This is a genomic window from Asticcacaulis sp. P4_H10 (assembly GCF_056400965.1).
The window spans coordinates 273,348-292,077 of the sequence record NZ_JBFUKH010000001.1 but is presented as its reverse complement, the minus strand read 5'-3'; the positions used below and the strand labels follow the sequence as shown (position 1 = coordinate 292,077).

General features: G+C 61.3%; 18 protein-coding genes and 1 riboswitch. Of the genes, 10 read left to right on the top strand and 8 right to left on the bottom strand.

Going from position 1 to position 18,730, the window contains the following annotated elements:
- The first annotated feature begins 221 nt into the window (after nucleotides 1-221).
- Both AC1DON_RS01205 and AC1DON_RS01200 read left to right on the top strand, forming a co-directional pair.
- The gene (locus AC1DON_RS01205) at nucleotides 222-1,646 is read left to right on the top strand and encodes a tetratricopeptide repeat protein (protein ID WP_476932904.1); all 1,425 of its coding nucleotides are present in this window, start codon (nucleotides 222-224) and stop codon (nucleotides 1,644-1,646) included.
- Nucleotides 1,647-1,724: 78 nt separating this feature from the next.
- Nucleotides 1,725-3,134, top strand: coding sequence for a right-handed parallel beta-helix repeat-containing protein (locus AC1DON_RS01200; RefSeq protein WP_476932903.1), 1,410 nt, complete (start codon nucleotides 1,725-1,727; stop codon nucleotides 3,132-3,134).
- Between the two features lie 135 nt (nucleotides 3,135-3,269).
- On the opposite strand, the gene AC1DON_RS01195 is transcribed toward AC1DON_RS01200, so the two are convergent.
- The 4 genes from AC1DON_RS01195 to AC1DON_RS01180 form a co-directional block, all read right to left on the bottom strand.
- Entirely contained in the window at nucleotides 3,270-3,665 is a 396-nt protein-coding gene (locus tag AC1DON_RS01195) for a hypothetical protein (RefSeq protein WP_476932902.1), read from the bottom strand.
- A 152-nt stretch (nucleotides 3,666-3,817) separates the two neighbouring features.
- Nucleotides 3,818-4,576, bottom strand: coding sequence for a YebC/PmpR family DNA-binding transcriptional regulator (locus AC1DON_RS01190; protein ID WP_476932901.1), 759 nt, complete (start codon nucleotides 4,574-4,576; stop codon nucleotides 3,818-3,820).
- Between the two features lie 93 nt (nucleotides 4,577-4,669).
- Complete coding sequence (locus AC1DON_RS01185; protein WP_476933465.1) at nucleotides 4,670-5,521, bottom strand: TIGR00282 family metallophosphoesterase; 852 nt, start codon at nucleotides 5,519-5,521, stop codon at nucleotides 4,670-4,672.
- Between the two features lie 14 nt (nucleotides 5,522-5,535).
- Nucleotides 5,536-6,129 carry a 5-formyltetrahydrofolate cyclo-ligase gene (locus tag AC1DON_RS01180; protein WP_476932900.1) on the bottom strand — a complete coding sequence of 198 codons (594 nt, stop codon included), beginning with the start codon at nucleotides 6,127-6,129 and terminating at the stop codon, nucleotides 5,536-5,538.
- 418 nt (nucleotides 6,130-6,547) lie between these two features.
- Nucleotides 6,548-6,751, top strand: a riboswitch (yybP-ykoY riboswitch).
- Here AC1DON_RS01180 and AC1DON_RS01175 point away from each other — a divergent pair.
- Nucleotides 6,752-7,738, top strand: a complete 987-nt coding sequence (locus tag AC1DON_RS01175) for a sodium:calcium antiporter (protein ID WP_476932899.1) — start codon at nucleotides 6,752-6,754, stop codon at nucleotides 7,736-7,738.
- Between the two features lie 26 nt (nucleotides 7,739-7,764).
- On the opposite strand, the gene AC1DON_RS01170 is transcribed toward AC1DON_RS01175, so the two are convergent.
- Nucleotides 7,765-8,919 (bottom strand): hypothetical protein, encoded by a 1,155-nt coding sequence (locus AC1DON_RS01170; RefSeq protein ID WP_476932898.1) that lies wholly within the window; start codon nucleotides 8,917-8,919, stop codon nucleotides 7,765-7,767.
- A 188-nt stretch (nucleotides 8,920-9,107) separates the two neighbouring features.
- Between AC1DON_RS01170 and AC1DON_RS01165 the strand changes: the two genes are divergently transcribed.
- A complete protein-coding gene (locus AC1DON_RS01165; protein ID WP_476932897.1) occupies nucleotides 9,108-9,404 on the top strand; it encodes a 4Fe-4S dicluster domain-containing protein in 297 nt (98 codons plus the stop codon).
- A 236-nt stretch (nucleotides 9,405-9,640) separates the two neighbouring features.
- On the opposite strand, the gene AC1DON_RS01160 is transcribed toward AC1DON_RS01165, so the two are convergent.
- The gene (locus AC1DON_RS01160; protein ID WP_476932896.1) at nucleotides 9,641-9,970 is read right to left on the bottom strand and encodes a cell division protein ZapA; all 330 of its coding nucleotides are present in this window, start codon (nucleotides 9,968-9,970) and stop codon (nucleotides 9,641-9,643) included.
- Entirely contained in the window at nucleotides 9,970-10,269 is a 300-nt protein-coding gene (locus AC1DON_RS01155; protein WP_476932895.1) for a DUF4164 family protein, read from the bottom strand. Before AC1DON_RS01155 ends, AC1DON_RS01160 begins: the two co-directional genes overlap by 1 nt.
- Nucleotides 10,270-10,393: 124 nt before the next feature.
- Between AC1DON_RS01155 and tkt the strand changes: the two genes are divergently transcribed.
- Both tkt and pelA read left to right on the top strand, forming a co-directional pair.
- Nucleotides 10,394-12,382, top strand: a complete 1,989-nt coding sequence (gene tkt / locus AC1DON_RS01150) for a transketolase (protein WP_476932894.1) — start codon at nucleotides 10,394-10,396, stop codon at nucleotides 12,380-12,382.
- 102 nt (nucleotides 12,383-12,484) lie between these two features.
- A complete protein-coding gene (gene pelA / locus AC1DON_RS01145) occupies nucleotides 12,485-13,609 on the top strand; it encodes a pectate lyase (protein ID WP_476932893.1) in 1,125 nt (374 codons plus the stop codon).
- Between the two features lie 313 nt (nucleotides 13,610-13,922).
- On the opposite strand, the gene AC1DON_RS01140 is transcribed toward pelA, so the two are convergent.
- Entirely contained in the window at nucleotides 13,923-14,363 is a 441-nt protein-coding gene (locus AC1DON_RS01140; RefSeq protein WP_476932892.1) for an EF-hand domain-containing protein, read from the bottom strand.
- A 188-nt stretch (nucleotides 14,364-14,551) separates the two neighbouring features.
- Between AC1DON_RS01140 and AC1DON_RS01135 the strand changes: the two genes are divergently transcribed.
- From AC1DON_RS01135 to AC1DON_RS01120, 4 genes are all read left to right on the top strand, one after another.
- Nucleotides 14,552-15,280, top strand: coding sequence for a response regulator (locus AC1DON_RS01135; protein WP_476932891.1), 729 nt, complete (start codon nucleotides 14,552-14,554; stop codon nucleotides 15,278-15,280).
- A 188-nt stretch (nucleotides 15,281-15,468) separates the two neighbouring features.
- Nucleotides 15,469-16,971, top strand: coding sequence for a sensor histidine kinase (locus AC1DON_RS01130; RefSeq protein ID WP_476932890.1), 1,503 nt, complete (start codon nucleotides 15,469-15,471; stop codon nucleotides 16,969-16,971).
- A 164-nt stretch (nucleotides 16,972-17,135) separates the two neighbouring features.
- On the top strand, nucleotides 17,136-18,158 hold the full coding sequence (gene gap / locus AC1DON_RS01125) for a type I glyceraldehyde-3-phosphate dehydrogenase (RefSeq protein WP_476932889.1): 1,023 nt from the start codon (nucleotides 17,136-17,138) through the stop codon (nucleotides 18,156-18,158).
- 174 nt (nucleotides 18,159-18,332) lie between these two features.
- Entirely contained in the window at nucleotides 18,333-18,668 is a 336-nt protein-coding gene (locus tag AC1DON_RS01120) for a hypothetical protein (protein ID WP_476932888.1), read from the top strand.
- The last annotated feature ends 62 nt before the right edge of the window (nucleotides 18,669-18,730 follow it).

Below are 18,730 nucleotides of genomic sequence, written 5' to 3'. Positions count from 1 at the left end.
AAAGGGAATACGGGCTGAGGTCGGCGGGGGACAAAGTCATCCTTACGCGACAATCTGGCAACGCTCGGCGATATAACGGCAGCCAAAGGGGGGCATAGCTTGACAGTCCGGGTATTCCTTAACAAAGAATGTGTTAACCATATTTTTGCCGACTTTCGTCGGGGCGATTGCTGATGTCGAAACGTGACAGACCAGGATCGGTTTCGGGGGCTTCTGAGGCCATGAGACGGATCTTCAAGCAGCGGGATGGACACCCCAGGGCCGTGACGGCTCTGGCCGGTATCCTGTGCCTCAGCCTCGCGCTGTCCGGCTGCGATTCGCGTGATCTGGCCTGGCTCCGTGGCGGCAAGGAACGCGGCATCTCCGGCGAAGGCGGCTATGCCTGCCCCCGTCCGCCCGACATGTATCAGCAGGGTGGTTTCAACGGCCAGGAAAAGGAAATTCGCTATTTCCGTCACCTCGCCTTCGGCAATGACTTCTTCGCCCAGCTCGAACTCGCCAACCGCTACGCCGCGCTGAACGCAGGCGACAAGAATCTTCAGGACGACGTCGAGTCCTCGGTGTGGCTGGTCATGGCCCTGGCCAACCCTGAAGGCTATTCCCGCGCCGACCGCGACACCCAGTCGGGTCCGATGGCGTCGCGTTACGACAAATGCCGTGCCTATGAGCGCGCCCGCGCCTACAAGATGCTCGATCAGCAACTGTCGATGATGGATGCTTCGGAGCGCGACAAGGTTCGCGACCGCGTTATCTATATCCAGTCGAACATGGGCGCCGAAGGATTCCGCACCCTGGCCCGCCTGTACGACAAGCAGTACGGCCCGATGGGCGAGCCGGCCAAGGACCGCGAAGCCGTACGCGCCATGCGCCGTGGCTCGGACTATGCCCTGGTCAATGCGCGCTCGCTGTTCGAACGTTCGGACGTCGATGCCTACCTCTATAATTACAAGGCGATGGAAACCGGCGATGTCGGAGCCTACGTCCTTCTGAAGGACTTCGAGAAGTCGGCGCCGGAACGCCAGCGTTACGCGACTTTCGTCGAATCCAAGGCCCGCCGTTGGGTGGCGCCCTATGAAATCTATCCGACCGAAACCCCCAAGGGTGGCGTGCCGCACTCTGATGAGAGCAAGCCGGACGAAGCGGCTGTCTACGCCGTGTCGAAGATGGAGGATCTTCCCTTCGTCCACGTCGTCCGCGCGCTCAACTATCTCGACCTGCTGCATACCGAATGCGAAGGCCCTGCTGATATCCCCAAGCAGACCATTGACGGCCTGCGCGGCATGATCGGCATGCCGGCCGGTGAGCGCCTGACCTATCTCGACCGCGTCCGCGCCATTCAGCTGGCGGCGATCAACGGCGACTCGAAGTCGCAGTTGGTCCTGGCAGTCATGTATTCCGAAGGCGTCGGCGTCGAAGTTGACTATGCCCGTGCCTTCTACTGGTACCAGCAGGCCGAAAAGCAGGGTTCGCCCGAGGCGCGCTTCGCCATGTCGACCTATTTCGACCTGGGCCTGGCCGGTGTGGCCGATCAGAACAAGGCCGAGTCGGTGGTCCTGCAACTCGACTCCGCGCTGGCGGGCTTCCGTCCATCCGCGACCCGCCTGCAGGCCGTGCTCAATCAGGTTTCGCGTAACCCCGATCAGTAGGTGGCCGTGCCGGCCGCGGGGACACTTATGATGACATTGCCGCACCGGCTGACCGGCGGCGGCCTGAGGAAGAGACAAATGTGGATGCGTAAAGACAAGGCTGCCCATGTACGCCCCGGCGCTTCGCTCGGAGTGGCGGGCGCTATCGCCGGTCTGGTGATGTCGTTCGCTGTCACCGCCCCCTTCCCCGCTGTCGCCGGCGTCAGCAATGCCTATGACGGAAACAATGCCGCCCGCGTTAACGGCTACATCAAGCCCTGCTTCGGCATGCTGCTCGATGCCCAGCTGCGCACCTGCGGCAGCCAGCGTCATTACCGCGAAAGCGGCTACCAATACGGCTATCACGGCGGCCGCTACGACGCGACGATCAACTGCGATACCGCGCCACGCGGCTATGTCGAGAACGTCGTCGAGCGCATTCGTTCGGGCGGCGTCCTGTACCTGAAGGCCAAGAACCGCTCGTGCGTCGCCAGCCTGGACCTCAAGAAGTCTATCACCATTGTCGGCACCGGCTACAGCCCGCGCGACATTCCGGTCCTGGTCGCGCCCGATGGCCAGTCGTGCATCCGCATCGCACCGACGGCCGAAAAGGTCATCATCAAGAACGCCTACATCTCCAGCCCGCGTGGCGACCAGACGGCCTGTATCGAGGCCTCCGGTTCGGAGTTGACCCTGCAGAACAGCCAGGTTCGCTACCAGGGCGATGCGGCGGCCGTGCACCTGTCGGGCGGACGCCTGAACATTACGGAATCGTCGCACATCATCGCCAAGACGCGGTCGGTGGCGGTCGCCATCAACAATGGCGAGTTCTTTGCTGAGAACTCGGAAATCGCAACGACGGCCGGCGGTATCTACGGTGTGCTCAGCGGCGACTCGCAGGTCAACGGCCTGAGCGTCCAGCAGCTCGCCGACTGGCGCGGTTTCCAGCGCGGCGAAGGCGCCATCGGCATCGAACTGAAGCTGGACAGCGCCAATTCGATCCTCAGCATGATGGACACCAAGGTGCGTTACTTCGCTCGCGGCATTCTGCTCGACGGCGCTGGCGAAGCCCTGCTGGCCCATTCGCTGGTCGAGCACACCGATCGCGGCATTGTCGCCTCGCTGAACCGCCTGCGCGTCATTGAAAACACGGTCATCGCCAGCGAGATCGGTATCGATGTTGCCGACGGCACCGCCTTTATAGGCAACAACCGCGTCGCCCGCGTCCGAACCGCTGGTATCCTGGCGTCGAGCGACGGTGAAATCCGCTCGGTAGACAACCGCGTCGAAGCCGACCAGAACGGTTGCAAAACCCTCAAGTGGGGCAATGTCCCGCCGTCGGAACGCGTCTGCACGCCCTGGTACGAAGGCTCCGAATTCGACGTTCCTGGCGACGCTCGCGATCAGTACATGTTCGATCAGTACTGGCCGCGTGAAAACACGATTGCTGCGGCGCCGGTATCCACGACGCCGACTGCGGCCCGTACCGCCGATCCGGTTCGCAACTGATCCAAAGCCTTATCAAACCAAAACGCCCGGCTTGAACAGCCGGGCGTTTTGGTTTGTGCTTGCCCCCACCTGCCCCCGTCCAGCATTAAAAAAGCCCCGCCGAAGCGGGGCTTTCAAATTCGTTTTCCGCAGGGCTTAGTTGTAGCCGGTATAGGAGTTACGGAAGTTACGGTCGGTGCGGCCGGCGTCGCGCGGCACCGGATCATTGCTGGTGCAGCTTTCCGGCTTACGCTCGCCGAGCGTCACGCCCATACCCGCCGACGTCTTGTCGCCGGCGTTCTGGGCGGTGACGGTGACCTTGCGGCCCTCGGTGTTCAAATGCGTTTCCGTGCCCGTGCCGCTGTCATAGGTCATGACCTGCGGCGCCTTGCCATTTTCGCCTTCGAAGGCGGCGACGCAGGCCGCAGCGCGTTCCGAAGCGGAGCGGGTTTCGCGGTACTCGACCCGACGCGTTTGATAGGTAGCGCAGCCGGCAAGGCTCACAATCATACCCAGGCTCAACCCAGCTACGATAAGTTTCGACGCGTTCATGCAATCCCCCGCACAGCTGGTTCGTGAAAACTTAGTTAATGCGGGACAATGGCACATTTTCCACGGCAATCAAAGCCTTGAAAGGGCCAAAGGGTTAAAATCAAGCGGCTTGCGTGCCCTTATGGTCACGTTTCGCCAACCCAACCTGCCCCTTACAGGCCCAGCGCTTCGTAATCTTCATCGCTGATTTCGAAATTGCCGAACACGTTCTGCACGTCGTCGTCGTCATTAAGCGCGTCGATCAGCTTCATCAGGGTGCGCGCCTGATCGCCGGACACCGGATTTGTCGACTGCGGTTTCCAGACGAAACCAGTCGACTTCGGGTCACCAAGCAGCTTGGTCAGGTTTTCGGTGACCTCGTTGAGGTCTTCGAAAGCCGTATAGATGGTGTGGCCGCCGTCTTCTTCGTCGGTATCGGTCTCGACGTCGGCGGCGCCCGCTTCGATGGCTGCTTCGAACACCTTGTCGGCGCTGCCGGCCTTGAGCGCATACTTGATTTCGCCCAGGTGGTCGAACATGAAGCTGACCGAGCCGGTATCAGACAACTGGCCGCCATACTTGGTGAACAGGCTGCGGACGTTGCCGGCGGAGCGGTTGCGATTGTCGGTCAAGACTTCGATGATCAGGCCAATGCCACCCGGGGCGCGGCCTTCGTAGCGGATATCTTCCATGCTGTCGGCTTCACCGGAAGCGCCCTTCTTGATGGCGCGTTCGATATTGTCCTTGGGCATGGATTCGGCCTTGGCCATCGAGACCGCCAGGCGCAGACGCGAATTCATATTGACGTCAGGCATACCCATCTTCGCAGCGACGGTGATGTCGCGCGACAGCTTGGAAAACAGCTTGGAACGGACCGCATCGGCGCGGCCCTTCTTGTGCATGATGTTCTTGAATTTACTATGGCCGGCCATGGTCGCTCTCGTCAGTCAGCGGAATCAGCGCCTCGCGATCCGCCGGTAAAATGGATCGCGATGTCTAACGCGTCAAAAACGCTTTGTCACGACTCAAACCGCGCTGAGCGCAGCCACCTGAGGGATGACTTCCTTCAGACGCCCGCCAACGCGGATAGGTTCGATGCGAAGGGCCAGGCCCGTCTTGTCGTCGCTTTCGACATAAACGCCGCAGATCGTCGCCGGCCCCGAAGCGGGACGATAGCGTTCGCGCGAAATCCGTGTCGTGAAGCGGCGCAAGGGCTCTTCCTTATCCATGCCGATGACGCTGTCATAGTCGGCACAGGCGCCGGCATCGGTCTGATAGGCCGTGCCGTTGGGCAGGATCTGCGTGTCGGCGGTCGGTACGTGGGTATGGGTGCCGATGACCAGCGTGGCGCGACCATCGCAGAAATGCCCCATGGCCATTTTTTCCGAGGTCGCTTCGCAATGCATGTCGACGACGACGGCGTCGGCGGCCAGGCCCAGCGGACAGGCTTCGAGTTCGCGATCAACGGCGGCGAACGGATCGTCCATCGACGCCATGTGGACCAGACCCAGGACATTCATGACCAGGATGCGCTTGCCCGAACGCGTTTCGAACAGGTTCGATCCCCGTCCCGGCGCGTCGGCCAGAGGCGGATAGTTGACCGGGCGGATCAGGCGCGGTTCGCGCACGATATAGGTCAGCGCTTCCTTCTGGTCCCAGGAATGGTTACCCAGGGTAAGGCAATCGGCGCCGGCGTCGAACAACTCACGCGCCGAGTTTTCGGACACGCCGAAGCCACCCGAAGCGTTTTCCGCATTGATAATGACGAATTCAAGATCGAGTTGCCGGCGCAGACCAGGCAAATATTCAGACACGGCGTCACGCCCCGCGCGACCGACCACGTCTCCGAAAAAAGCAAAGCGCATATATATCCAAATCCTGGGCTGGCGCCCTATGCAGATGGTTCTGCCCCAACCAGACCCAGTTCGGTAAACATAACATCAATCGGCTGATCATGCACCTCAAACGGTAATTCAGCAAGTTCCTGCCCTGAATAAGCGATTCCGACGGCACTGATGGCCTTGTGCGACCTCAGGGCTTCGAGCGCACGATCGTAGTAGCCTCCGCCATAGCCGAGTCGCCGTCCCCCGCGGTCAAAGGCCAGCATGGGCAGCAGCACGATGTCCGGATCGATCTCCTCGGCGCTGTCGATCGGCTGGCGGATATCGAAAGGCCCGAGGATCAGGCTGTCACCGATGGCAAAGCGCCGGAAGACCATACGGAAGCCCTCCTCGCTGGGCACCAAGGCCGGCAGGCACAAGTTATGCCCACGTGACTGAAAGGCCTGCATCAGCGGGAAGGGATTGATTTCGGACTGGATGGGATAATAGCCGGCGATGACGGCGCGCACATCGGGCCATTCGCCGGCATTGAAGGCGGCTGACACGGTGTCGGCCAGCATTTCGCCAGCCAGCGGCTCGGCCGACGCCATAGCGGCGCGGCGCCGCTTCATCTCATTGCGCAGGAGCGGTTTGGGATCGTGCATAGGGTGCTTTTTACTTGGCAATATATTTTGCGCAAGCCGTCTGACGCGCGGAGCGGGCGAAAGCATGGCAGCGCGCGCTCTCGAAGCAAAAAATGCTCACACTTTCTCAAAGCGAATGCTTTGAGAAAGTGTGGCGGCGCCACAAAAGAACCGTTGCGATGCGTTTAAATCCACTCAGACCTGACTAGTCAGGTGGGAACCATGTGATAGAGACCACGGTCTCAGTCAGGGACAGTCCCCGTTCTAAGAGATTAAGGTCAGAAGGATTAGGTGATCGCTGACGTGAGCTGCAGCAAGACCCGCCGAGATAGAACATAGGCGTGCGACCGGCAGAACTCAAGGGGCAGGCCTTGGCAAAGTCGCAAAAGTGTCGTGAGACAGCGTCCTTGACTTCACTTTCGCATGCCGTCATACACACGCCACTGTCATTGGGGAGTAGCCGACGCTTTTCCGCGCATGTGAATGCGCTCAGGAGCGCCGCCCGCGTCAACACACTTGGACCCGCAGGTCCATGGCGCGGGCATCAGCAGGCAAGACCTTTGGCCGGATATGCGAACGCCTCGCCGGGCGAGCCGTATGTCTGCGCCATTGGTATCGTTTGCTTGCCCGGCCCCGGATGATCATGCTTATCACCCTTCTTCTGTTTATCGGCTCGGCGGTCGCCATCTACCTGGCGTGCGAGTTCTTCGTAAACGGCGTCGAATGGTGCGGCCAGCACTTGAAACTCGGCGCCACCGCCGTCGGCAGCGTGCTGGCGGCCTTTGGCACCGCCCTGCCCGAATCGGCCGTCACCTTTACCGCCGTCGTCTTCGGCCAGACGCCCGAACAAAAAGACATCGGCGTCGGCGCCGCCATGGGCGGGCCGCTGGTGCTGGCGACCATCGCCTATGGCATAGTCGGCCTGACCTGGTGGCTCAATCGCGGCCGCCTAAAGGCTGGTTATCTCATCAACGCCGATGGCCGCGACCTGGCGAAGGACCAGATCGCCTTTCTCTGCCTGTTCGTCGTCAAGGTGTCGCTGGGCCTGGTCGCCTTCGCCTGGAAGCCGTGGCTCGGCGTTCTTTTCCTGTCGGCCTACGCCCTCTACGTCTGGCGCGAAATTCGTGCCGAACACGGTCAGGCCGAGGTCGAGGACCTGGAGCCGCTAAAGCTGCGGCCGTCACAGCCCGATCTGAAATGGGCCATGCTCCAGGTCGGGCTCGCACTGCTGGTCATCGCCGGCGCTTCACACGTCTTCGTCAGCCAGCTCGAAGCCATCGGCACCCTGGCGGGACTGTCGCCGCACATCGCCGCCTTGCTGCTCAGCCCGGTCGCGACCGAACTGCCAGAAACCATGAACGCGATCATCTGGGTCCGTCAGGGCAAGGCAAAACTGGCCCTGGCCAACATCTCGGGCGCCATGATGATTCAGGCCAGCATTCCATCGGCCCTGGGATTGTTTTTCACACCCTGGCGGTTTGACACGACCCTATTGGTCTCCGGCCTTGTTACCGGCCTGGCCATGATTGTCATGCTGGTCCTGTTTCGGCGCGGACGGATGGACGCCCGGGTATTGACGGCCGTGGGACTGTTGTACAGCCTGTTCGCCGGCTGGCTGCTGCTTGTGTGATGGCCAGACTTGGAACTTCATTGTGATCACCAGTCATCGAGGGCAACGCCCTCGACATTGACCAGGCTATCTTCGAAGTCGACCAGGATGTCAGTATATTCGGTCGGGGTTAGGCGCAGGTGCCGCATCTTGCCGCCCATGCGGTAAGCCCAGAATGACCCGATGTGGCCCAGCACGCCCATGCATTCGCCCAGGCCGAAGAACATTGACGGCCCGTCGAGCAGGAACTTGCGGAAAGGCGCCGGGTCGGAGCCTTCGATAAGCGCCTTATAGGCGTTATCGTAGATTTCGAGGGTGCGGCGAGTATTGAGGATGGCGGTGATGATCTGCTTGGACAACCGGGTCGGCGCCGTGCGCAGGTAGTCGCGCGTGCCTTCGTCGGCGGGGCCAAGTGGACGATATTCCGACAGCCCCTTCACGACACGGCCGATTTCGGCCTGGAGTGCCGTCTGGCGCCATTTAAAATACAGGAAGCCGCGCCAGGAGAACATGCCCTCAGCGAACTCTTCGGTGCTCATGCGGAAGGTCTGGCGCAGCGGCTCGAGGTCGGCATCGAGATTGTTGGCCAGGATCTTGGAGGTCAGCTTGATCGCCGCGACCTCCATGCCTTCGCCACAGGCCGCCAGGACCAGCCGGCGGATTTCCTCATTGGTGAAGGTCGCCATTTCCTCAAGATCGCGCGGTGAGATTTTGAGATAGCACGATGCGGGCTTGAATTCGAAGCGCGCCAGATGCTCACGGACCAGGAAGGGATCGAGCGATGGAATGTCGTCGAGGTGCCGCAGCAACTGGACGTCCAGACTGGCGTTCGGATTATCGACATTGAAATAGGAGCGTGCGAAGGCGTCGAAGCCGATCTGGTTGACAAAGATCGACCGTCCGCCCAGGCGCAGGTCGTTGGCGTCGAAGGGCAGGATAACCTTGGTGACAGTCCGGCGCGGCTTGCTGAACATGTCGCGTTCGTTGGCGCGCAAGGTGTGCTTGATCAGCAGGGCGCGGTTCAGCGTCGAATTGCGGAAAAACGGTTGCGAAGCATAGCCATCTTCGCGCGAACTGGTCATGGCAATCTGCGCCAGGTTCAGCACGCGGCTGGTTGACGCCGTCTCACCCAGGTTGGCCAGATTGCGAATATCGCCATTGGTATTGTTTGCGGGCTTGCTATAGGCGGCTCGGGCGTTCATCAGCAACTGGACTCCATTTGTGCGCACATCCTAGGCGATAAGGCTTAAAAGACCGTGTGCGCGAGCCCTGGACCGTGCTGCGTTTCTTTTAAAACGCAGCACGGTCCAGATTTCTTTAGTGGTCGCATGCTTGTACGAAAAACCGGTGTCCACTTTTTTGAAGATGATCTAAATCCGGGAAAATACCTATGGCCAAAGGCGATTCATGCAAGCAGGAACCCGGTGTCTTCGCGCCGGTGATCGATCGCGCCGCCTGCGAAGGCAAGGCCGACTGCGTCGTCATTTGTCCCTATGAAGTCTTCGAACTGGGCATCGTTCCGCCCGAGGAACGCGCCGGACTGGGAATGCTGGCCAAGGTCAAGGGCTTCGTCCACGGCTGGAAACAGGCCTATACCGTCAATGCCGATGCCTGCCAGGCGTGTGGGCTGTGCGTGCAGGCTTGCCCGGAAAAGGCGATAACCCTGACACGACGCGTTCAAGGTTAAAATTTTTCCTGAACCCTATGATAATATAAGTATTTTACCGCTCTTATTACCGCCGGTGCACCTCTTGAACCGAACCGGGCAGCATTTGACGCTCAGCCTCTGAAACGACTCATGTTTTCGGATCCGGCTTGCTGAGGTAAGCCCCTTCCAGCACGCCGGGTGTAGCGACTTCGACCTGCTTAAGTGCGCCTACAAGAACCGCTCCACCCCCGCTAACGGGGAGACGTATAAGATTATCAAGCCACGCCCAGCAGGCGCTCCAGCCGCGCGGCGGCATCCGAGATCGCAAAGGCCGCCTTGCGCTCCATCTCGTGGACGCCCGCATTGATGCGGGCATTGACCGAGGTGGCGTCATTGACCTGGCTGCGCAGGTCCTGCATCTCGTCGATCATCAGAAGCGCTGCCATTAGGAACAGCCGGACCTCGCCGATCGAGCCAACATCCGACACGACCATGCCGACGTGTTCGTCGAACACACGCGCCAATTCCTGGACGCGGTTTTCCTGACCGTCGGCACAACCGATCGTGTAGGGCTTTCCGTTGACCTTGACCGTGACCTCAGCCATTACGCCGCCTCATCGCGCAGGAGGATACGGATATTAGCCGCGGCGGCGCCCAGCGCTTCGAAGGCATCATTGGCGGCAGCGGCCAGCTGTTCCTTCTCGGACCTGACATTGTCCAGTTCCTGGAGGATGCGCTGAACATCTTCGCCAGTCTGGGCGGGCGGCGGTGCATATTCGGGCAAGGGTTCGCCATTGTTCAACGCCTGCACGCGTGCTTCCAGAGCCGCCAGCGCCCGGTCGAGGCGGTCCACCGCCATGCTCAACGACCCGCCAAACTGGCCTGTCGATTGCGGATTTTCCATTTAGCGCTCCGATCAAGAGACAATTTGCCGCTGCCTGGTCTTTCCCCCCTACCCTTAGACGGACGCTTGGGGTAAAGGCTCGACCAAATCAACGAATCCTTAATAGATTAATCGAGACTCACCCATGTCCACAAGCCCCTCTGAAACCTCGGCAAAACCGTCCGGTGTCCTGATGGCCGACGCCATCCGGGTTCTGTCGATGGAGGCAGTGCACCGCGCCAAATCCGGTCACCAGGGCATGCCGATGGGCATGTCGGACGTGGCGACCGTCTTGTGGACCAAGTTCCTGCGCTTCGATCCGAAAAAGCCCGACTGGGCGGACCGTGACCGCTTCGTCCTGTCGGCCGGCCACGGCTCGATGCTGCTCTATTCGCTGCTGCACCTGACCGGCTTCAAGTCGGTCAGCATGGAAGACATCAAGAACTTCCGCCAGTGGGGTTCGACCACGGCCGGTCACCCGGAATACGGCCACACGCCGGGCGTCGAGTGCACCACCGGCCCGCTGGGTCAGGGCCTGGCGACCGCTGTCGGCATGGCCATGGCGGAACGTCACCTCAATGCCCAGTTCGGTGACGACCTGGTCAATCACCGCACATGGGTCATCGCCGGCGACGGCTGCCTGATGGAAGGCGTCAGCCACGAAGCGATATCGCTTGCCGGCCGCCTGGCGCTGAAGAACCTGATCGTCCTGTGGGACGACAACAATGTCACGATCGACGGCTGGGCGACGCTCGCCGAAACCGGGGACCAACTGGCGCGCTTCAAGGCCGCAGGCTGGGTCGTCAAGTCGGTCGACGGCCACGACCACGTCAAGCTGGCCGCCGTCATGCGTTGGGCGACCAAGCAGGATCGCCCGGTCATGATCGCTTGCCGCACCAAGGTGTCCAAGGGCGCCGGCAAGCTGGAAGGTGACAAGCACGGCCACGGCTACAACCTGTTCGACGACGAGATCAAGGCAGCGCGCGAGCACATGAACTGGCTCAACGAGCCGTTCACCCTGCCGGACAACGTCAAGAATGCCTGGCTGTCGGCGGGCCGCAAGGCCGGTCGCGCGCGCAAGGTCTGGGAAGACGCCGCCAAGGCCAACCCGAAGTTCGCAGAACTGAATGCCGTCATGAGCGGCAAGCTGCCGGACAATGCGTTTGAAGCGCTGGACGCCCATATCCAGGCCTCGATCGCCACGCCGGTCGCCGATGCGACGCGCTCGTGTTCGGGCAAGGCGCTGGCGACGCTGGTGCCGGCGATCTCGACCCTGGTCGGCGGTTCGGCCGACCTGACGGGTTCGGTCAACACCTTCGTCAAGGGCATGGAAGCGTTTGACACTACCGGCTATACCGGCCGTTACGTCCACTACGGCGTGCGTGAATTCGGCATGGCCGCGGCGATGAACGGCATGGCGCTGCATGGCGGTATCATCCCCTATGCCGGCACCTTCTTTGTCTTCTCAGACTACGGCCGCCCGGCCATCCGTCTGGGCGCCCTGATGGGCGCCAAGGTCGTCCACGTCATGACGCACGATTCGATCGGCGTCGGCGAAGACGGCCCGACCCACCAGCCGGTCGAGCAACTGGCGTCGTTCCGCGCCATGCCCGGCCTGAATGTCTTCCGCCCGGCCGACATGGTCGAGGCCGCCGAAAGCTGGAAGGTGGCGCTGAAGGCTGACGGTCCGTCGATGATCGTCCTGTCGCGCCAGAAGGTCCCGGCTGTCCGTACACAAGACGGCGACCTGGTGGCCAAGGGCGCCTACGAACTGAGCGCTGCATCGTCTGAGGCCAAGGTCACCTTGTTCGCCTCGGGCACGGAAGTGTCGCTGGCCGTCGCCGCCCAGAAGCAGCTGGAAGCCGACGGTATCCCGACGCGCGTCGTCTCGACGCCAGCGTGGAACCTGTTCGACCAGCAGACCAAGGCTTACAAGGCCTCCGTCATTGGCAAGGCCAAGGTGCGCATCGCCATCGAAGCTGCCGGCCCCATGGGCTGGGAGAAGTTCATCGGCGACGAAGGCACCTTTATCGGCATGAAGGGCTTCGGCGCTTCGGCCCCGGCGGACCGCCTGTACAAGGAATTCGGCATCACCACCGAAGCCGTGGTTGCCGCCGCGAAGGCTGCGCTGTAATCCTGTCTCCACCTGCCAAGCATTTCCCGGCGAAGTGCCAAAGCACTTTTCTGGCGGTTCGCCGTAGGAAATGCGACAAACAAAAAGCAGGTGGAGACAAATATGTTCCGATCCATCGCTTTAAGCTGCGCAATGGCCGTTATCCCCATGACGGCCATTTCTGCTGCGCCATCGCTGACTGGGTTCGACGACGCCGTCCATCACTGGCAGAACCGTCACGGCAAGGATTATGCGCGTTACGCAGCCGATGACGTGACGGCGATCGCCGACAATATCCTCCTGCTTCAGCACGACAATGGCGGCTGGATCGAAAACCGCGATCCGGCGCGCATCCTGAGCACTGCGGAAAAGGCCGCGGTCCAGGTGGAAAAGACGTCACCCGACTTCTCCTTCGACAACCGCAACATCTATACCCAGGTCGCCTACCTGATGGCGGCCTATGAGCAGACCGGCCGCAAGGATTATCGCGACGGTGCTTTGAAGGGGCTCGACCTGATCTTGGGCCAGCAGATGACGGCGTGCGGCGGCTGGCAACATACCGTCCCGGCGAGGCAGTCCTATCACCCCAAGCTGACTATCGCCGACGAGGTGACCTCGGGCAATCTGCACCTGCTGCGGCAAATCAAGGAAAGCGCCTATCCCTTTAAATCTGTTGACGAAACACGTCGCAATCAAAGTTCTGATTCGGTTGCAAAGGGTGAAGCCTGCCTGCTGAGACTTCAGGTCAGGCAACAGGGGCAACTGACCGGCTGGGCGGGACAATATGATCCGGTTTCACTGGCGCCATCCGGCGGACGCAGCTTCGAGCTGCCATCCATCGTGTCGCAGGAAACAGTCGAGATCCTGCGCTATCTGATGAAAATTCCGGATCCGTCGCCAGAGGTTGTCGCCAGCATCGAAGGCGCCGTCACCTGGCTGAAGCGGTCGCGGATCGACGGCGTGCGGCTGGAGACCTTCACGCTGCCCGAGCCCGTCAAATACGACTACCACACCGCTACGATCGATCGCCGCCTGGTCGCCGATCCGTCAGCGCCACCTTTGTGGGCGCGCTTCTATGATCTGAATGACAATAGCGTTGTACTGGCCAATCGCGACGGCAAGCGCGCGAAGGCCTATAGCGACGTCCATCCCGAACGCCGCTCGGGCTATGCGTGGTACGGCGAATGGCCCGTGACCATAATCAATGTTGAATATCTACGCTGGAAGGCAAGGCTCGCGAAGCGCTAACGTTCAGGCAAAGAAAAAGTCGTGGCAACGGCGGTCGCCACGACTTTCTTCTGCAGATTCTGGTGCCGGGAAATACCAGATCACATCAGAAGCTCTTATGTTGTATTAGCTTCCTGTTTACCACGCCAGTCGCATTTACGTGATCATTTCGGCCGCTTCACATAGTCAAACGCGTCCGTCCAGACGATCCGTCGCGCATTTCTAAAAAAAAGACCGAAGCGTGGAAACGCTTCGGTCAGTCTGGCGGGACAAGGGACTCTCAACCCTGGCCACGCAAGGTAAGGCTCCGGGAGGTGGAGCCCGTACCTGGATCCTATTCGCGCAGACGGCGCTGGAACATATGATCTTTCGGCTGCTCGGTCTTGTCGAGCACGCCGTCCTTGTTAGCATCCATCTCGTCGAAATGCGCCTTCATCGGACCGGAAAACTCAGCGAAGGTGACCTTTCCGTCCTTGTTGGTGTCCAGTTCGCCTTCCATCCGCAAGATACGCATCCGCTTGCCGCCGGGCGGTGGCGGTGGAAGGTCGTCCCCGGCCAGAGGGGGCTGGTGTTCGGTATGAAAACTGTCGAATTCGGACTGTGAAATCGTCCCGTCTTTGTTCGTATCAATGTCGGCAAAAGCCGGCGGCGCGATGCGGACCACGATGTCGCGCTTTTCGACCCTGGGGCCATCGGCGGCGATGGCGGCGGCGGCGATCAGGCCAAGCCCGGCGACCGCCAGGCCGATCAGATAGGGTGATTTGAGGTTTGACATGGCAACTCCCTGTGTCAGTCACGGGGCATCCCCCGGCAATGTCCACGCTAAGCCGCCCAGATTGCCCGGTGATGTCAAAAAAGTGCGAATTGTGGCGACAATAAGATGCTATATTGCCCTACCGCAATCAGAAGGCCCAAAGGATCGGAGAGCCTGCGCTCATCTTAGTTCTTCAGGGTCTCCATAAAATGTCCTTCGCCGCCATGCAGCCTGTCGCCGCCGTCTCGCCCCGCATCCTCATCGTCGACGATGACAAGGACATCCGCGATCTGACCGGCGCCTTCCTGGGCAGTAACGGCTTTGAGATCCATACGGCGGCCGGTGGCCGCGACATGGAAAAGGTCCTGGCGCGCGGCGACATCGAACTGGTCGTGCTTGACTACATGATGCCGGGCGAGGACGGCCTGTCGATCTGCAAGCGCCTGACCGAAAAGGGCGGGCCGCCCGTCATCATGCTCAGCGCGCGCGGCGAGGAGATCGACCGCATCGTCGGCCTGGAGCTTGGCGCCGACGACTACATGGCCAAGCCCTTTCACCCACGTGAGTTGCTGGCGCGCATCCGCGCCGTGCTCCGCCGCCGCGAAGAGCGCCCGCAATTTGGCGCCAAGTCGCCGATGACGCAATTCTTCGGCTGGCAGCTCGATAATATCAAGCGCACCCTGGTGCGGCCGGATGGCGTGCAGGTCGCTTTGTCCAACACCGAGTTCGAACTGCTGCGGGTATTTCTTGAGCGACCCGGCCGGGCCTTGACGCGCGATCAGATCCTGGACGCCATGCATGGGCCGAACTCGGACAGTTTCGACCGGGCGATCGACGTGCAGATCTCGCGCCTGCGCCGCAAGCTGGGCGATGACCACAATGAAGAGATTATCCGCACCATCCGCGGCATCGGCTATATGTTCAAACCGCTGAGATGAGGGTTTGACTTCAGAGTGCGTGTGACCAGTTTTCCCCCCTTCCGTCGCCCGGCTGCTAGCGCGCCGGTCGCCACCTTCCCCGTAAACGGGGAAGGAAGGAACATTCGCATCTTCATCCCCACAACTTTTCCTTCCCCGTTTACGGGGAAGGTGGCATTTGCGGAGCAAATGACGGAAGGGGGGACACTGTGACATCGCCCTCCAAATCCCACCAGCTGATCTCCCTGCCGATCTTCTGGCAGGTGCTGGGCCTGAGTCTGGCTGTTCTAGTGCTGGCGCTCGGCATCAACACACTGATCGTACTCAAAGCTCCCGATCCGCCGCCGCCCGGCTACTCCATCCGCGAAGTCGCCACAGCGCTCCGAACCGGCGAGGCCAGGCTCAACAACGGTAAACGCCTCAGGGCCGAGACCACCACTGCTCCGCCGGCCTATGCAAACCCCTCGGCCGAACATCGCCGTGCGCGTGCCTTTGAAACGATGCTGGCCACTCGCCTTGCCGCGGAACTTAAGGTTCCGGCGGATTCCGTCTGGGTCAAGTTCACGCCGCACCGCATGGATGGCCGGTGGAGCCGGCGCATCGAAGGGCCGCCCCCCGGAGACGAGGGCGGACCGCACATCGTCATGCGCGAAGAGTTCCGGATGCGCATGTCCCAGGAGGGTGGTCCGCCCCCCCTTCCGCCGGGCGAACCCGGTCCGCGCTTCCGCGTCTTTTCGACCGGCAATGGCGACGACGTCTTCTACCCTGCTTTCAGCGCGGCGTGGAAACTGGCGGATGGACGTTATCGCGTCGTAACTCCGCCGGGGGCGCTGATCCAGCCCTGGCAAACTCGTTTGCTGCTCGGCTTCGGCCTCACCGCCCTGCTCATCCTGCCGCTGGCCTGGTGGCTGTCGCGCCGCCTGACCCGGCCGATTATCGCCTTCTCCGAGGCCGCGTCCAAGGTTGGTTTTGAAGATGGCGCCCCGCCGATCCTGGCCGTCGGCCCGCGCGAGGTCCGCGCCGCCGCAGACGTGCTCAACGCCATGCAGGCGCGTATCCGCAAGCAGATGGAGAGCCGCACCGCCTTGATGGGCGCCATCGCCCACGACCTGAAGACGCCCTTGGCCCGCATGCGGCTGCGTATCGAAGACCTGCCGTCGCCGCTGAAAGACAAGCTGGGTGACGACATCAGCCATATGGACGGCCTGATCAAGTCGGCCATGAGCTTCACGGCGGCGCATAAGCTAGGCGAATCCTTGCGCCCTATCGACTTTTCAACCCTGGTCGAAGCCCTGGCCGACGACATGGCGGCCGTCTGCCCGATGGAGCCGGCGCGGATAGACCCGAACATCATGGTGCGCGGCGATACGGTTGCGCTGAAAAGAGTCATTACCAACCTGATCGAGAATGCCTGCCGCTACGCCGGCGACTGCCGGCTGGAGTTGACGGCGCGCGCAAATCAGGTCGAGCTGCGTGTGAGCGATAACGGGCCCGGCCTACCGCCCGATATGCTGGAGGCCGTTTTCGAGCCATTCTTCCGCATGGAAACGTCGCGCAACCGCGACACCGGCGGCGCGGGTCTGGGCCTCAGCGTCGCTCGCGCCCTTGTCGAGGCACAGGGCGGGACCCTGACCCTGGCCAATCGCTACGAAGGCCGTACGATCACCGGTCTGGAAGCGAAATTGACCCTGCCCCGGCCCGGCAAGATTTAACCCGGATTTCCTTGAGATTGTTGCACTCAATACCTATCTGAGCGGTGCGTCCAGCCGTTATCGCTATCATCCTGATATCCGCGACAATTAAGGCTTGACTTCCCTGCCCTCAGGTTAAAAAACGGCCGCGCATATCGCTTGGTCGCAAGAAAGGATTTCCACCCATGGCTCTTCGCGTCGCCATCAATGGCTTCGGCCGCATCGGTCGCCTCGTCCTCCGCTCGATTGTCGAATACAATCGCACGGACATCGAAGTGGTAGCCATCAACGACCTGGGCCCGGTGGAAACAAACGCGCACCTGCTGCGTTACGACTCGGTCCATGGCCGCTTTCCCGCCGAAGTGAAAGTCGAAGGCGACAGCCTGGTCATCACCGCCAATGGCCGCACCTACGCGCCGATCAAGGTGACCGCGATCAAGAACCCGGCCGAGCTGCCGCACAAGGACCTCAAGGTCGACATCGCCTTTGAGTGCACCGGCATCTTTACCGCACGCGACAAGGCCGCCGCCCACCTGGAAGCCGGCGCCAAGCGCGTCATCGTCTCGGCCCCGGCTGACGGCGCCGACAAGACGATCGTCTACGGTGTCAACCACGACACCCTGACGGCCGAAGACCTGGTCATCTCGAACGCCTCGTGCACGACCAACTGTCTGGCGCCGGTCGCCAAGGCACTGCATGACCTGTGCGGCATCGAGTCGGGCTACATGACGACGATCCACTCGTACACCAACGACCAGCCGTCGCTGGACCAGATGCACAAGGACCTGTATCGCGCCCGTGCCGCGGCGCTGTCCATGATCCCGACCTCGACCGGCGCCGCCAAGGCGATCGGCCTGGTCGTGCCGGAACTGAAGGGCAAGCTGGACGGTTCATCGATCCGCGTGCCAACCCCGAACGTTTCGGCTGTCGACCTGGTGTTCAACGCCTCGCGCGAAGTGACCAAGGAAGAGGTCAATGCCGCTATCGTCGCAGCCGCTGACGGCCCGATGAAGGGCGTGCTGGCCTACACCAATGAGCCGCTGGTCTCGTCCGACTTCAACCACGAGCCCGCGTCATCGACCTTCGCGCTCAACCAGACCCAGGTTATTTCGGGCAAGCTGGTCCGCATCCTGACCTGGTACGACAACGAATGGGGCTTCTCGAGCCGCATGGCCGACACGGCCATCGCCTTCTCGAAGTTCCTGTAAGGCGCCCCACCTATTGAATAATTGCCCCGCCGGAACCTATCCGGCGGGGTTTTCTTTTGCGCCTGCGACGATATGCCGGTTTTTCCCCGGGCACCCGAGGCATAAAATCCAGGCGCGGGCAAACCGTACCCTTGCCCGATGTGGTTGACGACAATCACGGATCGGAGAACGACGATGGAAAGACACGCGGACGTTTGTTATCCCAAGCCCTTTAGCTATTTGAAGTTTATCGGCTGGGCGACGGCCGTCGGCGCCGTCCTGATGCCGGCCTTCTATATCAACTTCACCCATACGGCGGACACGCAGCTCAAGGTGCTTAACCTGGCTATGCTAATCGTCATGCCGGTCATCTGGCTGAGCATCTACGGGTCTCTGGCGCAGAATTACCGCCGCAATACGCCGGGCCTGACGCCCGATACCCGCCATTTCGTCGCCCTGGGGCTGGTGCAACTGGCGATGCAACTGATCGCGGCGTGGCTGGTCAGCATCGGCGTCGAAGCTGTGCTGTAAAAACCTTGATCATATGGGCCGGGCGTCCTAAAGCCTGCATGATACTTCATGCAGGAGCCGGT

What these genes read in the sequence shown, in the direction of transcription:
- AC1DON_RS01155 (WP_476932895.1), bottom strand. Translation starts at nt 10,269, where the DNA reads ATGGAAAATCCGCAATCGACAGGCCAGTTTGGCGGGTCGTTGAGCATG.
- AC1DON_RS01190 (WP_476932901.1), bottom strand. Translation starts at nt 4,576, where the DNA reads ATGGCCGGCCATAGTAAATTCAAGAACATCATGCACAAGAAGGGCCGC.
- AC1DON_RS01175 (WP_476932899.1), top strand. Translation starts at nt 6,752, where the DNA reads ATGCTTATCACCCTTCTTCTGTTTATCGGCTCGGCGGTCGCCATCTAC.
- gap (WP_476932889.1), top strand. Translation starts at nt 17,136, where the DNA reads ATGGCTCTTCGCGTCGCCATCAATGGCTTCGGCCGCATCGGTCGCCTC.
- AC1DON_RS01180 (WP_476932900.1), bottom strand. Translation starts at nt 6,129, where the DNA reads ATGCACGATCCCAAACCGCTCCTGCGCAATGAGATGAAGCGGCGCCGC.
- AC1DON_RS01170 (WP_476932898.1), bottom strand. Translation starts at nt 8,919, where the DNA reads ATGAACGCCCGAGCCGCCTATAGCAAGCCCGCAAACAATACCAATGGC.
- AC1DON_RS01195 (WP_476932902.1), bottom strand. Translation starts at nt 3,665, where the DNA reads ATGAACGCGTCGAAACTTATCGTAGCTGGGTTGAGCCTGGGTATGATT.
- AC1DON_RS01160 (WP_476932896.1), bottom strand. Translation starts at nt 9,970, where the DNA reads ATGGCTGAGGTCACGGTCAAGGTCAACGGAAAGCCCTACACGATCGGT.
- AC1DON_RS01165 (WP_476932897.1), top strand. Translation starts at nt 9,108, where the DNA reads ATGGCCAAAGGCGATTCATGCAAGCAGGAACCCGGTGTCTTCGCGCCG.
- AC1DON_RS01205 (WP_476932904.1), top strand. Translation starts at nt 222, where the DNA reads ATGAGACGGATCTTCAAGCAGCGGGATGGACACCCCAGGGCCGTGACG.
- pelA (WP_476932893.1), top strand. Translation starts at nt 12,485, where the DNA reads ATGTTCCGATCCATCGCTTTAAGCTGCGCAATGGCCGTTATCCCCATG.
- AC1DON_RS01200 (WP_476932903.1), top strand. Translation starts at nt 1,725, where the DNA reads ATGTGGATGCGTAAAGACAAGGCTGCCCATGTACGCCCCGGCGCTTCG.
- AC1DON_RS01135 (WP_476932891.1), top strand. Translation starts at nt 14,552, where the DNA reads ATGTCCTTCGCCGCCATGCAGCCTGTCGCCGCCGTCTCGCCCCGCATC.
- AC1DON_RS01120 (WP_476932888.1), top strand. Translation starts at nt 18,333, where the DNA reads ATGGAAAGACACGCGGACGTTTGTTATCCCAAGCCCTTTAGCTATTTG.
- tkt (WP_476932894.1), top strand. Translation starts at nt 10,394, where the DNA reads ATGTCCACAAGCCCCTCTGAAACCTCGGCAAAACCGTCCGGTGTCCTG.
- AC1DON_RS01140 (WP_476932892.1), bottom strand. Translation starts at nt 14,363, where the DNA reads ATGTCAAACCTCAAATCACCCTATCTGATCGGCCTGGCGGTCGCCGGG.